This is a genomic window from Marinobacter sp. bablab_jr003, from assembly GCF_016464245.1.
Classification (GTDB): domain Bacteria; phylum Pseudomonadota; class Gammaproteobacteria; order Pseudomonadales; family Oleiphilaceae; genus Marinobacter; species Marinobacter vinifirmus.
In genome coordinates, this window is sequence record NZ_JADARC010000034.1 from 1 (window position 1) to 14,328 (window position 14,328).

12 protein-coding genes, 4 tRNA genes and 1 pseudogene are annotated in these 14,328 nt (G+C 57.5%); 8 read left to right on the forward strand and 9 right to left on the reverse strand.

Annotated features, from left to right (window positions below; translation table 11 throughout):
• Positions 1–194: 194 nt before the first annotated feature.
• Positions 195–368, reverse strand: a pseudogene (locus tag H3Z84_RS17245) (Arm DNA-binding domain-containing protein); the annotation flags it as partial.
• Entirely contained in the window at positions 319–564 is a 246-nt protein-coding gene (locus tag H3Z84_RS02115; protein ID WP_094625544.1) for a hypothetical protein, read from the reverse strand. The pseudogene H3Z84_RS17245 and the gene H3Z84_RS02115, both read right to left, overlap by 50 nt.
• Positions 565–717: 153 nt before the next feature.
• On the opposite strand from H3Z84_RS02115, the gene H3Z84_RS02120 reads away from it, so the two are divergent.
• Complete coding sequence (locus H3Z84_RS02120; protein WP_199456079.1) at positions 718–924, forward strand: helix-turn-helix domain-containing protein; 207 nt, start codon at positions 718–720, stop codon at positions 922–924.
• Between the two features lie 247 nt (positions 925–1,171).
• On the opposite strand, the gene H3Z84_RS02125 is transcribed toward H3Z84_RS02120, so the two are convergent.
• Positions 1,172–1,248 (reverse strand) — tRNA-Met (locus H3Z84_RS02125).
• A gap of 102 nt (positions 1,249–1,350) precedes the next feature.
• A complete protein-coding gene (locus H3Z84_RS02130) occupies positions 1,351–2,688 on the reverse strand; it encodes an acetyl-CoA C-acetyltransferase (RefSeq protein ID WP_199456080.1) in 1,338 nt (445 codons plus the stop codon).
• A gap of 187 nt (positions 2,689–2,875) precedes the next feature.
• Here H3Z84_RS02130 and H3Z84_RS02135 point away from each other — a divergent pair, with 187 nt between their 5' ends.
• The gene (locus H3Z84_RS02135) at positions 2,876–4,282 is read left to right on the forward strand and encodes a 3-oxoacyl-ACP reductase (RefSeq protein ID WP_199456081.1); all 1,407 of its coding nucleotides are present in this window, start codon (positions 2,876–2,878) and stop codon (positions 4,280–4,282) included.
• Positions 4,283–4,329: 47 nt separating this feature from the next.
• On the opposite strand, the gene H3Z84_RS02140 is transcribed toward H3Z84_RS02135, so the two are convergent.
• The 5 genes from H3Z84_RS02140 to H3Z84_RS02160 form a co-directional block, all read right to left on the reverse strand.
• Positions 4,330–4,405 (reverse strand) — tRNA-Val (locus H3Z84_RS02140).
• A gap of 11 nt (positions 4,406–4,416) precedes the next feature.
• Positions 4,417–4,493 (reverse strand) — tRNA-Asp (locus H3Z84_RS02145).
• Between the two features lie 51 nt (positions 4,494–4,544).
• A tRNA-Val gene (locus H3Z84_RS02150) sits at positions 4,545–4,620 on the reverse strand.
• A 206-nt stretch (positions 4,621–4,826) separates the two neighbouring features.
• Positions 4,827–5,708 carry a DUF2846 domain-containing protein gene (locus tag H3Z84_RS02155; protein ID WP_094625371.1) on the reverse strand — a complete coding sequence of 294 codons (882 nt, stop codon included), beginning with the start codon at positions 5,706–5,708 and terminating at the stop codon, positions 4,827–4,829.
• A gap of 126 nt (positions 5,709–5,834) precedes the next feature.
• Positions 5,835–6,788, reverse strand: a complete 954-nt coding sequence (locus tag H3Z84_RS02160; protein WP_199456082.1) for a hypothetical protein — start codon at positions 6,786–6,788, stop codon at positions 5,835–5,837.
• Positions 6,789–6,970: 182 nt separating this feature from the next.
• On the opposite strand from H3Z84_RS02160, the gene purE reads away from it, so the two are divergent.
• The 6 genes from purE (at position 6,971) to H3Z84_RS02190 (ending at position 14,324) form a co-directional block, all read left to right on the forward strand.
• Positions 6,971–7,462: a 5-(carboxyamino)imidazole ribonucleotide mutase gene (gene purE / locus H3Z84_RS02165; RefSeq protein WP_022989333.1), complete on the forward strand. Its 492-nt coding sequence runs from the start codon at positions 6,971–6,973 to the stop codon at positions 7,460–7,462.
• Positions 7,463–7,629: 167 nt separating this feature from the next.
• Positions 7,630–8,748: a 5-(carboxyamino)imidazole ribonucleotide synthase gene (locus tag H3Z84_RS02170; protein WP_199456083.1), complete on the forward strand. Its 1,119-nt coding sequence runs from the start codon at positions 7,630–7,632 to the stop codon at positions 8,746–8,748.
• Positions 8,749–8,819: 71 nt separating this feature from the next.
• Entirely contained in the window at positions 8,820–9,398 is a 579-nt protein-coding gene (gene sodB / locus H3Z84_RS02175) for a superoxide dismutase [Fe] (protein ID WP_199456084.1), read from the forward strand.
• A gap of 252 nt (positions 9,399–9,650) precedes the next feature.
• Positions 9,651–11,711 carry a putative bifunctional diguanylate cyclase/phosphodiesterase gene (locus H3Z84_RS02180; RefSeq protein ID WP_199456085.1) on the forward strand — a complete coding sequence of 687 codons (2,061 nt, stop codon included), beginning with the start codon at positions 9,651–9,653 and terminating at the stop codon, positions 11,709–11,711.
• 29 nt (positions 11,712–11,740) lie between these two features.
• Positions 11,741–12,328, forward strand: a complete 588-nt coding sequence (locus H3Z84_RS02185) for a LemA family protein (RefSeq protein ID WP_022989337.1) — start codon at positions 11,741–11,743, stop codon at positions 12,326–12,328.
• Between the two features lie 10 nt (positions 12,329–12,338).
• Positions 12,339–14,324 carry a M48 family metallopeptidase gene (locus tag H3Z84_RS02190; protein ID WP_199456086.1) on the forward strand — a complete coding sequence of 662 codons (1,986 nt, stop codon included), beginning with the start codon at positions 12,339–12,341 and terminating at the stop codon, positions 14,322–14,324.
• The last annotated feature ends 4 nt before the right edge of the window (positions 14,325–14,328 follow it).

Consider the following 14,328-nt stretch of genomic DNA (forward strand, 5'->3'; position numbering starts at 1 on the left):
ACGCTGGAAGCGAATCAAGGGGTTTGACCAACTGAAGCTGGTCGTGGACAACGTGCAGTTTCAGGATGGAATACAGGTGGAAGATCAATCTGGCAGGAACGCTGCCTGATGGTCATACACCAGATTTGACAATAACTCGGAAAATACTCCGCATAGTTGAAGTCACCCAAGAGAATCATGGCCTCAACTTTCTGCAAAAGTGCGTTTACACGCTTTCGGTTTTGAGGCGTGTCCATCAAGGCCGTTTGCTCCCGACAACGGTGACCTGCGTACATAAAGTCCAAATACAGCTTTCCGGTTTCTTTCCTTGTCCTGACCTTACCCATGACAAACCACCCCGCTCGCCATGGGAATAGCCAAATGCTCATGCTCCCTGGCACCGTCTAACATTTCCTTTTCGACCTCCTCCCAAAGAAAAAGAATCTTGCGGCGGCCGAACGGCTTGATGTAGTGCTTGCCCTCAAGGAGAACCGTGTCTTTCAGACACTGGCGAATGGTCCGGCAGTCATATTTGATTCGACCAGCCAGCTCTTCAGTGGTCAGATAGGTGTAAGAGTTTTCCATCGAAATATTCCTTCCGCTGCGATATTCTAAATCAACAAAAGACATTCCCTATATCAGAATGCCATCCTGAATGACATTTTAGACAACAAAAGGACATTTGCAAGAGCTTTTTGCCATTCTGGATAACATTTTTTCATTAAGGATAATTTAGAGATGATTCGATGCCACCTGGCCCGCATCATGGGCGAGCACAAAATGAAAATCGTAGATGTGGCGCGAGAGACCGGCCTGAACCGCAACACGGTGACTCTGCTGTATAAAGAGACCGCTCAACGGATCGATCTTGATGCGCTCGACAGACTCTGCAAATTATTCAAATGCGAGGTCCGCGATCTGCTGGAGTTTCAGGAAGACCAGTGAGCAACAATTAAAGGCAACTGGGGTAATGCCAGAGAAGAGGTTGCCAAATGAGGGTTGACCAGGCTATACGCAGCGAGGTTACCCAACCTGTGACAGCAAAAGACTTACGGTCAATCTCACCGAACCATCCAAATGGGGCGTCACAAAGATTGGCACAGATATGTCACATATTCGTCACAGGGAAGTTTGGCGGCCCCAAACGCAAAAAAGGCAGATCAGTAACTAACTGATCTGCCTTTCTTTTTTATGGTAGCGGGGGCAGGATTCGAACCTACGACCTTCGGGTTATGAGCCCGACGAGCTACCAGACTGCTCCACCCCGCATCAAACTGGTTGTTGGCTTCGGGGGCCAGCCCCGATCAACGTGGCGCGAATAATACGGGCTGGAATGCTGCCTGTCAAAGGTTATTACGGTTTTCCCGTAACTTAGCGCTCCAGGATCGCTGTTACGCCCTGACCACCGGCAGCACAGATGGAGATCAGGCCCCGGCCACTGCCCTTTTCCTCCAGCAATTTAGCCAGCGTCGCGACAATACGGCCGCCGGTTGCCGCGAACGGGTGGCCGGTGGCCAGGCTGGAGCCTTTCACGTTCAGTTTCGCCTTGTCGATGCTGCCCAGTGGTTTATCCAGGCCCAGCCGCTCCTTGCAGAAGGCAGGATCTTCCCAGGCTTTCAGGGTAGACAGCACCTGTGCGGCAAAGGCTTCGTGGATTTCGTAGAAATCGAAGTCCTGCAGGGTCAGACCGGCTTTCTCGAGCATGCGGGGCACGGCGTAGGCCGGCGCCATCAGAAGGCCTTCTTTCTTGTCGACAAAGTCTACGGCAGCCACTTCCGAGAAAGTCAGCCAGGCTTTTACTTCCATATTGTTGGCCTTGGCCCACTCCTCGCTGGCCAGCAGCACACAGGAAGAACCATCCGTCAGCGCGGTGCTGTTGGCGGCGGTCATGGTGCCGTTCTCACGATCAAAGCAGGGCTTCAGGGTGGCCAGCTTTTCCATCGTAGTGTCCGGGCGCAGGATGTTGTCTTTCTCCAGGCCGGCCATAGGCGTTACAAGGTCGTCGAAAAAGCCTTCTTCATAGGCTTTGGCCAGCTTCTGATGGCTTTCCCAGGCCAGCCGGTCCTGGTCTTCCCGGGCGATGCTCCATTCCTTTGCGGTTACCTGGCAGTGATCACCCATCGACATACCCGTGCGGGGTTCGCCGTTCTCCGGAATTTCCGGCACCAGGTGGCCCGGGCGGAACCGGCCCAGAATTTTCAGGCGCTCCTTGGTCGTTTTCGCGCGGTTAAGATCCAGCAAAATCTCCCGCAGACCTTCACCTACGCCGATAGGCGCATCGGAAGTGGTGTCTGTGCCGCCGGCAATGCCGCATTCAATCTGCCCCAGGGCAATCTTGTTGGCCACCAGAATGGCAGCCTCCAGGCCCGTGCCACAGGCCTGCTGGATATCGTAGGCCGGGGTTTCCGGGGCCAGTCCGGAGCTGAGCACCGATTCCCGGGTCAGGTTGAAGTCCCGGGAGTGCTTGATCACTGCACCGGCAACCACTTCGCCCATTCGCATACCCTGCAGGTTGTAGCGGTCGACCAGACCACGCAGTGCTGATGTGAGCAACTCCTGGTTTCTGATCTTGCTGTAGGCGGTATTGGAACGGGCAAACGGAATTCGGTTGCCGCCGATCACCGCAACGCGGCGAACGGTCTGGGTATTTCCCTTGGTGCTGCCCGCAGTGCTGGTAGCGCCTTGGGTGGTTTTCTTTGCCTGGGCCATTGCAGTCTTCCCTTTCAATAAGTAAGGATTCAGATAATCTGAGGTTACAGCAAAGTCTAGCGATTAGCGCCCCGGGCTCATTGGCAAGTCTGACAACGCGGTCCCTGCGTTGAGTCAATCCATTAGCCGGCAGAATCTTTACCCTTTAGCCTAAATTGCACTCAACCGCATCAACAAGGAAGAAACCATGTCTGACCTCTACCTGAAAATTGTAAATACCCCTGTCGGCAAAACGGCCGCCCAATCCCTTGGCCTGCCCTCGCCGGCTCCGCTGAAACGCCTGAAGCGTGTGGACCAGCCCTTTCTTGAAGGTGACGTGCTGATTGGTGCCGGTAACGGCGCCAAAGCCATCGCAACCCTCGGCTCTGTTCTTGGCGCCAGCCCGGCCAACCTGTTCCACGCCACCGGCCCGGACACCCTGGCGGAATCTTCCCAGGCCGGCAACAAGGCCAAGCCTTTTGAGGTGGGCGCCAACAGTGACGGTAAGTTTTCCGCCCTGGTATTTGATGCCACCGGCCTGAAAACCCCGCAGGATCTGCGGGCCCTGTACGACTTTTTCCACCCGACCATCCGCAAGCTGGCCGCCAATGGCCGGGTGCTGGTGATCGGCCAGGATCCCCACACCTGCCGCAAGGCCCCGAACGCCGCCGCACAACAAGCACTGGAAGGTTTTGTGCGGGCCGTTGGCAAGGAAATCGGCAAGAAAGGCTCTACGGCTAACCTGGCATGGATTGCGCCAAACGCCGAAAACCAGCTGGACTCTACCGTGCGCTTCTTCCTGTCGGCCCGGTCTGCCTATGTATCCGGCCAGGTCGTTCGCATCGGCAAGGCTGAGGAAGCCAGGGCCACCAATCCGGTTGCTCCGCTTACCGGCAAGGTTGCCCTGGTTACGGGAGCTTCCCGCGGCATTGGTGCAGCCATCGCCGAAACCCTGGCCCGGGACGGCGCCACCGTAATCGGCCTGGACATTCCCCCGGCCATGGAAGAACTGCAGAAGGTTACTGGCGCCATCAAAGGCAAGGCACTGGCTTGCGATATTACCGATGAAAAAGCCCCCAAGCTGATTGCCGATTTCATCGAAAAGGAAACCGGTGGCGTGGACTTTGTCGTCCATAACGCAGGTATCACCCGCGACAAAACACTCGGTAATATGCCGGAGCACTTCTGGGATATGACCATCGCGGTAAACCTGACTGCCGAGGAGCTGATCGACGAGGAACTGGCTGAGCGTAACCTGATGCGCGACAACGGCCGGATTGTGTGCATTTCCTCCATCAGCGGCATTGCCGGCAACTTCGGCCAGACCAACTACTCTTGCGCCAAGAGCGGCGTGATCGGCTATGTAGAGTCTATGGCGAAGCACCTGAAAAACGGCATTACCATTAACGCCATCGCCCCGGGCTTTATCGAAACCCAGATGACTGCTGCCATGCCGTTTACGATTCGTGAAGCGGGCCGGCGCATGAACAGCCTGTCTCAGGGCGGCCATCCGCTGGATGTTGCTGAAGCTATCGCCTGGTACTGCAACCCGGCCTCTGCAGGTGTAAACGGCAACGTCGTGCGGGTATGCGGGCAGTCACTGATTGGCAAATAAAAAGCAAAAAAAAAGCAGATCCGCTTGGATCTGCTTTTTTTCAAAACTGGTGGGTGGTGCAGGGATCGAACCTGCGACCCTCGCCTTGTAAGGGCGATGCTCTCCCAGCTGAGCTAACCACCCGGGAAAAAGGTTGGCGGAGCGGACGGGACTCGAACCCGCGACCCCCGGCGTGACAGGCCGGTATTCTAACCAACTGAACTACCGCTCCGCAACGATCCAACTTTATCGAAAAAGTTAAACCGGCAATCCGCTTTAAAAGTGGTGGGTGGTGCAGGGATCGAACCTGCGACCCTCGCCTTGTAAGGGCGATGCTCTCCCAGCTGAGCTAACCACCCACTTCGTAGCCTTACTGTTCTTCAGGCTTAAAGCGGTCACTTGCTGCGCTTGGCGCTTGCTGATTCAGCGTTGCTGTCTCAACCAAGTGAGACGCGCATTTTAAGCATTTCGCTCACAGTGTCAAATGTTTTCCCGAAAATTTCTTAAATTTTTTCCGGCACCGGCAATATTGACCATTTGTTGATCAAAATCATAAGCTTGAGCGCTAAAAGATCCACCATCCCCCGCCGGATTCCTCTTCACGCCTGCGTTCGCGCTCACGCTCGAGCATGGCATATTCCCGCTCAAGCTCCTCCATCTTGCGATCCGCCTCAAGCGGCACGGTTGGGCCGCCACCGAAGGGCCAGTACCAGGAGGCAGACTCGTACCTGCCTTCCTCCTTCAGGCGTTCGATTTCGATCTCTCTCTCTTCTTCCAGTGCGGCTTTGCGCTTTTCGTAATCTTCATCCTCATTCACTTCAACAATGGAAGTAGCCGCATGGTTCGGCGCCAACAGATCGCTGTTCAGAAACAGCGTAGACACAATCTGGTCTGCCTGCATGGCGTAGTCACGGGTCACCAGCTGCAAATCGCCGGACGCCAGCGGATGCTCCGGGTCCAGGCCCGGGTTCGGCTGTTCCGGCTCGGTCAGTTCGTTATAGCGAAGGTAGTAAATCTGCCCCGGCTTAACTTCCAGCGTAGCATCGGCAATCAGGCTCAGGCTGAAGGAGTTCAGACCCTCCAACCCCAAAAGCGGCCGGCGCATGGCAATATGCCGCTCACCCGGTTTTACCTCAAGCCAGGTGTAGCTGTTGTTGCGGATATTGAAGTAATGATGGTCATCAATATAGACACTGGGCGATTCGATCTCATCGGCCGCCCATTGGGAGTGGGTCCGGTAGAAATACAACAGGGCGTTGTTCTGGTCCCACTGGTCGTTGTCGATATGCACAAAGTCGTGGCCGGAAACCGGGTGCAGAAATGCCCCCACGCTTTTACCAATCGACTGGTAAACCGTACAGCCGGACAACATCGCCACACAAAGCAGTGCAGCCACTGGCTTCGCAGGCACCGCAACCGGCCTCAGGAAAGGTACTCGGATTTTCATTGTTATGTGCTCTTCATCCCTTATCGAGTTGGCTGATCATAACAACTGCCAACTCCAAGAAATGAGAGCTACCGCAAGGGATGGCTACAAACCGTTACACGACGCCGGAAAAGCTCCTGCCTGAGCTTACTGGGCGCGCAGCTGATTAACCTCCTCAGACAAACGAACCAGGCGGGAAGTCAGCTGCGAACGGGAAGCATCAATCGCCGCTACGGTTTTCTTCAGCTGAGCCAGCTCATTACGCAACGCCCTCACCTCCGCATCGCCGGCACTGCTGTCTGCGGCTTTCTCCAAAGACCCAATCCGGCTTTCGATGCCATCCAGTGTCAGCTTCTGTTCCTGCTGGAACCGGCGAATACGACCATCAACCAGCTCATCAACCCCGGCCACCTGCTCAGATACCTCCGCAACCTCCCCTTGCAGCGCTTCACCCGCCTTGGCCAGCTCGGCCACCCGGGTTTCCACCGCGTCCACATCCGAACCTAACCCAGCCCGGACCTGCTCAACCTGTTCGCCCACTCCGCTAATTGCCTTCTCGGCCTCAGCGAGCTTGCCATCTATCGACGCCAGCCGCTCCTGGTGCTCGTCCAGTCGCTTCTTGTTGCGTTCATTGGCAATCGCCCAGAGTTTGCGGATCTCGCTGTCGGCCGCATCAATCTGCTTCCTATTGGCCGCCAACTGCTCCTCAAGAGAAGCGCCCCGCTCCTGCAAAGATTCTCCGGTCTCCGACAGCTCACCCTCAAACCGCGCCAGCGCCAGCTTACTCTGCCGCGCCCAGTAATCAGCCTCCTCCAGCTGCCCCTCCAGAGCCTGAATCCGCTGCTCCTGAAAATACCAGCCCGCCCCGGCACCCGCGGCAACCACCAGCAACAGCAACCAGACCAACCCGGAACCACCCCCCGAACCTCCGGCCTTATCCTGCTTCGGCGGCCTGGGTGGTTTTGGCGGTTTCTCAGCCTTCTGCTTAGGCTTATCCGCCTTCACCGGCTTCTGCTTTCCGGGCGCAGTTTCCCTGGGCTCTGCGGCACCAAAAGGCTCGTCAGCAATCAGCTCGTCATCATCCGGGCGGATAGGTTCCATTACAGCTCCTGAAAAATGGGTATTAACAATAATGGTCTCGATAATACCCGCTGTTACGTGACTCTTAAAATGACAGCTTATAAAGGTTTAGCCGGACGGATCCTACAACAAAGCAGAAGTTGCATGGTAAGTAGCCAAAACATACAATGGCCGGCTTTCCAATTATCACAGGACAGTTGCACATGCAGCCGCTTGTAGGACTCATCATGGGCTCGAAATCCGACTGGCCCACCATGGAACACGCCGCCGAAATGCTCGAAAAACTCGGCGTAGCCTACGAAACCCGGGTAGTCTCCGCCCACCGCACCCCAGACCTGCTCTTCGACTACGCCAAAACCGCCTCAGACCGCGGTTTAAAGGTAATCATCGCAGGCGCCGGCGGGGCCGCACACCTACCCGGCATGGTTGCCTCGCAAACCTCTTTGCCGGTACTGGGTGTACCCGTACAATCAAAGGCCCTGAACGGCCTGGACTCACTACTGTCCATCGTACAAATGCCCGGCGGCATCGCCGTGGGCACCCTGGCCATCGGCAAAGCAGGTGCCACCAACGCCGGCCTGCTGGCTGCCCAGATTATCGGCACGCACGATGACAGCGTGCGAAAGGCCGTAGACGAATTCAGGGCAACCCAAACACAAACGATCCTGGATAATCCTGATCCCAAGGATCAGTGAAACCAACTCCAGAACCTGCTGATCAGGTCAGGCAGCGCTTTCCAAAACTGTGCGGAGCCATGGATGGCGGAGCCCAAGCGTCACAGGGAAGTGCCGCAGGAGCGTGTTTTGGAAAGCGCTGCCTGACCTGATCACACTCCCAAAGCTTGAAAGGCAGGAGAGCTCGAATGAGAATCGGTGTACTAGGCGCTGGCCAACTAGGGCGCATGCTCGCCCTGGCCGGATACCCGCTGGCCAAAGACTTCGTTTTCTATGACATGTCCGGCAGCCCAAGCGCAGGCCTGGGCGAGACCATCGTAGACCGCGACGGCAAATACCTGGACGACTTCCTGTCCAAAGTCGACCGCGTAACCTACGAATTCGAGCACCTTCCCGTAGAAGTTGCCGAAGAACTCGCCAAACACAAACCGGTACACCCCTGCCCCCGGGCCCTGCAGGTCTGCCAGAACCGCGTCGCCGAGAAAACCCTGTTCGGCCAGCTCGGCATTCCGACCCCGGAATGGAAAGTGGCCGACAGCGCAGATTCCCTCAAAGCTGCTGCTGAAGAGCTCGGCTGCCCGGTAGTCGCGAAATCCATCACCGAAGGCTACGACGGCAAAAGCCAGGCTGTACTGAAAAGCCCGGACCAGGCCGACGACGCCTGGGATATGATCGGCCACCCACAGGTTATCGTAGAGAAATTCGTCAATTTCAGCCGCGAAGTCTCCATCATTGCGGTACGGGCCGAAGACGGTGACGTTGCCTTCTACCCCATTGCCGAGAACACCCACCACGAAGGCATCCTGCGTTACTCCATCGCCCCGGCACCCGGCCTTCAGGCCCACGTCCAGAAAGACGCCGAGCGCTACATCAAAGCCCTGCTGAATGAATTGAACTATGTGGGCGTATTAACCCTCGAACTGTTCGAAACACCGGAAGGACTGGTAGCCAACGAAATGGCACCCAGAGTGCACAATTCCGGCCACTGGAGCATCGAAGGCGCCATGACCAGCCAGTTCGAGAACCACATCCGTGCCGTCAGCGGCCACCCGCTCGGCAGCGTGGAACCCCGTGGCCTGAGCTGCATGATCAACATCATCGGCGAGCATGGCGACATTGAACGGATACTGGAACTGCCCTACGCTCATGTGCACCTTTATAACAAAGGCGAACGGGCGGGGCGCAAGCTGGGCCATGTGAACATCCTGGCAGACAGCTACGAAGAACTCGTGTGGCGGGTGCGCACCTGCGCCCAGTTCCTGCCGGGCTGCCCGGAGTTTAAAAGTTCATTAACGACAAAGGGTTGATTTAACTCAAACCGCCCTTATATTGCTTGAACGTACATCCACAAACACAGAGAGACAGGGAGAACGACCTCATGGCATTTGAACTTCCCGCACTGCCTTACGAAAAGAATGCACTCGAGCCGCACATGTCCCAGGAAACCCTGGAATACCATTACGGCAAGCACCACCAGACCTACGTAACCAAGCTGAACGGTCTGGTTGACGGCACCGATAATGCCAGCAAGTCCCTGGAAGACATCATCAAGAGCGCCAGCGGCCCGCTGTTCAACAACGCCGCCCAGGTATGGAACCACACGTTCTTCTGGAACTGCCTGAGCCCGAACGGCGGTGGCGAGCCCACTGGCGCAGCCAAGGAAGCCATCGAGAAGGCTTTCGGCTCTTTCGAAGAGTTCAAGAAAGAATTCAACGACAAGGCCGCCAACAACTTCGGTTCCGGCTGGACCTGGCTGGTGAAGAAGGCTGACGGCAGCGTTGCCATCGTAAACACCAGCAACGCGGAAACTCCGCTGACTGGCGCCGACAAGCCGGTACTGACCGTCGACGTATGGGAACACGCTTACTACATCGACTACCGGAACAGCCGTCCGAACTACCTGGAAGGCTTCTGGAACCTGGTGAACTGGGATTTCGTGAACGAAAACCTGGCCTGATCAGGCACCAAGCGCATCAGCGGGTAAACTGCTGACGCCCCAAACGCCCGCCCGGGGTTACCCGCGCGGGCGTTTGTGTTTCTGAACACTATCAATCCGCTACAATCAGATACAAGGCAAATCACAAAACTCCGAAAAAATCGTCCATACTCCATGCAGTTACGGTAAATGTGGACCATACTGTTGTCCTGATCGGACAAACCGTGACAAACCCTCAAAAACACCCGTGCCGTTAACACAAGAAACTGCAGGATGCCCAGAGCCTTGGATGTAGAGCAACACCTCGGATACCGGATTCTACGCTGGATGCTGGCTACAGCCGTCATCTGCGGCGTACTGGTGAGTTCCGTACAGGTGGTTCTTGATGCCCGCAGAGTATCCAAGGAACTGGAGGCCCAGGCAGCGCAAACCATCAGCATGGTCCGCGATGCCGCCACCCAATCGGTGTTCAGCATTGACGACATCCTGGCCCGGCAAGTCATCGACGGCCTTTTTGCGCTCAAACCTATCCACCTGGCCAGGATTACCCACCCTACGGGCGAAGAACTGGGTGGCCGGGTTCGCCCCCTGAGGGATAACGCTTTCCGGCCGCTCACCGACCCGATTTTCGGTGCTGTGCAGGAGTACCGCGAAAGCCTCAGCCGCAGCGCCAGCCCCGACACCGTCTACGGTTACCTGGAAATCCACTTTGATACCGCACCGCTGGCAGCCACCTGGCTCACCCGGGCCGCCGTTACCTTTGCCTCCGGCATTGCCCTGGCGCTGATACTGGGCCTGATCATGTTCGTGGTATTCCATCTGCTGCTGACCCGCCCTCTGCTGCGCATTGTGCATTCGGTAAAGAAAGTCGACCCGGAAAAGCCCGACGACCGGCTGATTGCCTTGCCCAGGGGCCACAGAAACGATGAGCTGGGGCTCTGGGTCAATGCCACCAACAACCTTCTGGTGGGCATCGGAGACAGCCAGAAACGCCACCGAGAGGCGGAAGACCGGGTCAACAAGCTGTCCCGCTACGACCAGCTCACCGGCTTGCCAAGCCGGGATACCTTCCTGGAATCCCTTCGGGACGAAATAATCACGGCCCAGAAGAACAGCCGGACACTGGCACTGATGGTCTGCGGCATTGATGACTTCAAGTCGGTAAACGACCAATGCGGCTTCCGCACCGGCGACATCATCCTGCAAACCATGGCCAGCCGCCTGACCGCCAACCTGCCCGCCGAGCGCTTCATGGTGGCGCGCCTTGGCAGTGACCAGTTCGTCATCGTGGAGAAAAACCTGAAAGACGGCTTCCAGGCTGCAGAAACCGCAGAAAAGATCCTCGCCAGCTTCGCAACACCGGTGAATGCCGGCAACCACCGAATTTCACTGACGGCCACCATCGGCATCGCCCTTTATCCATCAGATGCCAAGAAAGCAGACCCCTTGCTGCAAAGCGCCGAGCAGACCATGGCACTGGCCAAGCGCAGCAGCCACAACCACTTCCAGTTTTACGTGGCCAGCATCGACAAACAGATCCGCGAGCGCAAACAGCTGGAGAAAGATCTGGCCTCCGCCCTGGTAAACCACGAATTCCACCTGGTGTACCAGCCCCAGATCAACCTGAGCAACAAGCAAGTGATTGGTGCCGAAGCCCTGCTGCGCTGGGAGCACCCGGAGAAAGGCCTGGTTCCGCCGGACTATTTCATCCCGGTAGCAGAAGCCAACGGATCCATCGTGGAAATCGGCCAGTGGGTTCTGGACCAGGCCTGCTGGCAGGCCGCCCGCTGGGCCAGCGAGGGCAAGTCACTGCGTGTGGCCGTTAACCTTTCGGCGGTTCAGCTACGGCAGGAGTCTATTGTGGAGGATATCCTCGGTGCACTGGATCGCCATCACCTGCCCGCCGCCCTGCTGGAACTGGAAGTGACAGAAACCAGCTTCATGACCAACATGGCCGACGCCATCCGAAAGCTGAACCAGCTACAGCAGGCAGGCATTGTGATCTCGGTGGATGATTTTGGTACCGGCTACTCCTCCCTGACCTATCTGAAGAAGATGCCGGTACACAGCCTCAAAATCGACAAACAGTTTATCCGGGATCTCCTGGTTAACGAGGAAGACACCCGCATTGCCAACATCATCATCGACCTGGGCCGCAGCCTGAAACTCAAGGTCATTGCCGAGGGCGTGGAGACTGCGGAACAGGAGGCTTACCTTACCCGCAGAGGCTGCGATATCGGCCAGGGCTATTTCTTCAGTAAACCGGTACCACCCAGGGATTTTGAGAGCTTCTTAAAGACATTCCACCGGAATATCGTGGAAAATAACACCTGAACAACCTGTTAACCCTCCAAGGAGTCGTCATGGGAACCACTGTCATCGGCCTTGTTGTTATTGCCGTTGTCGTTTTCTACCTGGTTTTTATCTACAACCAGCTGGTATCACTGCGCAACCAGTTCAAGAACGGGTTCGCCCAGATTGATGTGCAACTGCAGCGCCGGCACGATCTGATTCCCAACCTGGTGGAATCCGCCAAGGCGTATATGGATCATGAAAAATCCACCCTCACCCAGGTGATGGAAGCCCGAAACAACGCCGTCAGCGCCCAGAAAGATGCCGCCACTGACCCCAGCGACAGCACCAAGATCCAACGCCTGGGTGGCGCCGAAAACCTGCTGACCAAGGCCCTGGCCAACTTCTACGCGGTTGCCGAGAACTACCCGGACCTCAAGGCCAACGAAACCGTACAGCAGCTGATGGAAGAATTGTCCAGCACCGAAAACCGGGTTGCCTTCGCGCGCCAGGCCTATAACGACGGTGTCATGAGCTACAACATCTTCCGGGAGAAATTCCCCAACAACATTGTTGCCGGCATGTTCGCCTTCAAGGAAACTGCCCAACTGCAACTGGAGACCCCGGAAGCCCGCCAGGCACCGAAAGTCAGCTTCTGAGGCCTGATCCATGGCAAACCCCGGTTTCTTTCAGCGCCAGGCCCACGCCCGGCGCAACACCGGCCTGCTCGTTGTCCTGTTCCTGACCGCTGTTATCCTGATTACCCTCGCGGTATGCCTGGTGGGCTACGCCATCACCCGCAGCGACACATCCTACCTGCCCTTCCACACCTGGCTGCTGTCGAGCCATGGCCTGGTCACTGCAGTGGCCGTGGTATTGCTGGTCGGGATCGGCTCGCTGATCCGCTGGGTGGACCTGGCCGGCGGTGGCAGCCGGGTGGCGAAGATGGTCGGTGCGCGGCTCATTGAGCCCGACACCCGGGACCCGGAAGAACGGAAGCTGCGCAACATTGTCGAAGAAATGGCCATCGCCAGCGGCGTGTCGGTACCGGAACTCTATGTAATGGACCAGGAAACCGGCATCAATGCCTTTGTAGCGGGCTATACGCCTGGTGAGGCGGTGATGGTGGTAACCCATGGCGCCCTCACCCACCTGAGCCGCGACGAGCTTCAGGGCGTGGTGGGCCACGAATTCAGCCACATCTTCAACGGCGACATGCGCCTGAACGTGCGCCTTATTTCCCTGCTTGCGGGTATCCTGATGATTGGCCAGATCGGCCACTTCCTGCTGCGGACCGGGTTTTACAGTGGCGCCCGCAGTCGTGGCAACCGCGACGGCCGTGCCCAGGCATTGATCGGCCTGATGGGGCTGGCCCTGATGATCATCGGTTATGTGGGGGTATTCTTCGGCCGGCTGATTCAGGCGGCGGTCTCCCGCCAGCGGGAAATGCTGGCCGACGCGTCATCGGTACAGTTCACCCGTAACCCGGAAGGCATTGGTGGTGCACTGTTCAAAATCGGGATGAAAGGCGGCTACCTGGACACCACCAGCCACGCCAGCGATATGAACCATATGTGTTTTGGCGAATCCGCCCGAATGAAATTCACCAGCCTGCTGGCTTCGCATCCCCCCATCGACGAACGCATCAACGCCATCCAGCCCGGGCTACTGGCGCGCCTGCGCAGCCGGCTGAGGGATACCGAACCGGACAGCGCCCTGCGCCAGCGGCCGGCAGAGAGCGCCAGCACACGCGTTGGCGACCTGGTCAATCAGGTCGTCGAACCCGCCCGCGGTAGCCATGGTGGCAACCGCTTCTCCCCGGTGCGCTCCTCGCTGGCCGCCGGCACCGGAGAAAGCGCCGCCACCCTGTCGAAAAGAGTGGGCACCGTTACCCCCCAAAGCGAGGCTTTCGCGGCCCACCTTCTGCAGCAACTGCCATCCACCTTCCGCAGCCTGCTCTATACCCGGGCCGGCGCCATTCAGCTCTGCTATGGTCTGTTGATCCGTGAACTGCCGGGCCAGCAACAGCAGGAATGGCTTGCTCTGATTCCCGAGCATTCGCTGCTGGGCGCCAAGGCGACCCTGCTCGACAACTTACTGCCCACCCTGGCAAGGCTGGGCGATTCCGCCCGTTTCCCGGTACTGGAACTGGCCATGCCCGCCCTGAGAAAGCTGGACCCGGACGAACGACAACAACTGATCAGCAATGTTCAGAAGCTGGTGGCAGCAGACAAGCGGGTGAACCTGTTCGAACTGGCACTCACCACCTTCCTGAACCGCCATCTGGGTGCCGGTGCCGAAGAGATCATTCCGGTGAAATACCGCAACTACCGGCAGGTATTACCGGCCATCAGCCGCGTGCTGAGCCTGTTTGCCCGGGCGGGCAGCGACTCAAGCGAGCAAGCCGGGCAGTTGTACCGGCAGGCCATGGCCGGTTTTGGCAGCGGCTCAGAGCAGGATGCAGAACAGAAAGTGTCTATGCGCCAGCTGAGCGAAGCCCTGCATATGCTGAGCCGCCTGTCGCCACTCTTGAAACCGGGCATCATCGACGCCTGTGGCTACTGCATCAGCCACGACGGCAAGGTAGATGTAAAAGAATACGAACTGATGAGACTGGTAGCAGACCAGCTGGATTGCCCGATGCCTCCACTTTGATTTC

Bases quoted from the DNA above. Each gene is read 5' to 3' on its own strand.
- H3Z84_RS02115 (WP_094625544.1), bottom strand. From the start codon at position 564: ATGGAAAACTCTTACACCTATCTGACCACTGAAGAGCTGGCTGGTCGA.
- H3Z84_RS02120 (WP_199456079.1), top strand. From the start codon at position 718: ATGATTCGATGCCACCTGGCCCGCATCATGGGCGAGCACAAAATGAAA.
- H3Z84_RS02130 (WP_199456080.1), bottom strand. From the start codon at position 2,688: ATGGCCCAGGCAAAGAAAACCACCCAAGGCGCTACCAGCACTGCGGGC.
- H3Z84_RS02135 (WP_199456081.1), top strand. From the start codon at position 2,876: ATGTCTGACCTCTACCTGAAAATTGTAAATACCCCTGTCGGCAAAACG.
- H3Z84_RS02155 (WP_094625371.1), bottom strand. From the start codon at position 5,708: ATGAAAATCCGAGTACCTTTCCTGAGGCCGGTTGCGGTGCCTGCGAAG.
- H3Z84_RS02160 (WP_199456082.1), bottom strand. From the start codon at position 6,788: ATGGAACCTATCCGCCCGGATGATGACGAGCTGATTGCTGACGAGCCT.
- purE (WP_022989333.1), top strand. From the start codon at position 6,971: ATGCAGCCGCTTGTAGGACTCATCATGGGCTCGAAATCCGACTGGCCC.
- H3Z84_RS02170 (WP_199456083.1), top strand. From the start codon at position 7,630: ATGAGAATCGGTGTACTAGGCGCTGGCCAACTAGGGCGCATGCTCGCC.
- sodB (WP_199456084.1), top strand. From the start codon at position 8,820: ATGGCATTTGAACTTCCCGCACTGCCTTACGAAAAGAATGCACTCGAG.
- H3Z84_RS02180 (WP_199456085.1), top strand. From the start codon at position 9,651: ATGCCCAGAGCCTTGGATGTAGAGCAACACCTCGGATACCGGATTCTA.
- H3Z84_RS02185 (WP_022989337.1), top strand. From the start codon at position 11,741: ATGGGAACCACTGTCATCGGCCTTGTTGTTATTGCCGTTGTCGTTTTC.
- H3Z84_RS02190 (WP_199456086.1), top strand. From the start codon at position 12,339: ATGGCAAACCCCGGTTTCTTTCAGCGCCAGGCCCACGCCCGGCGCAAC.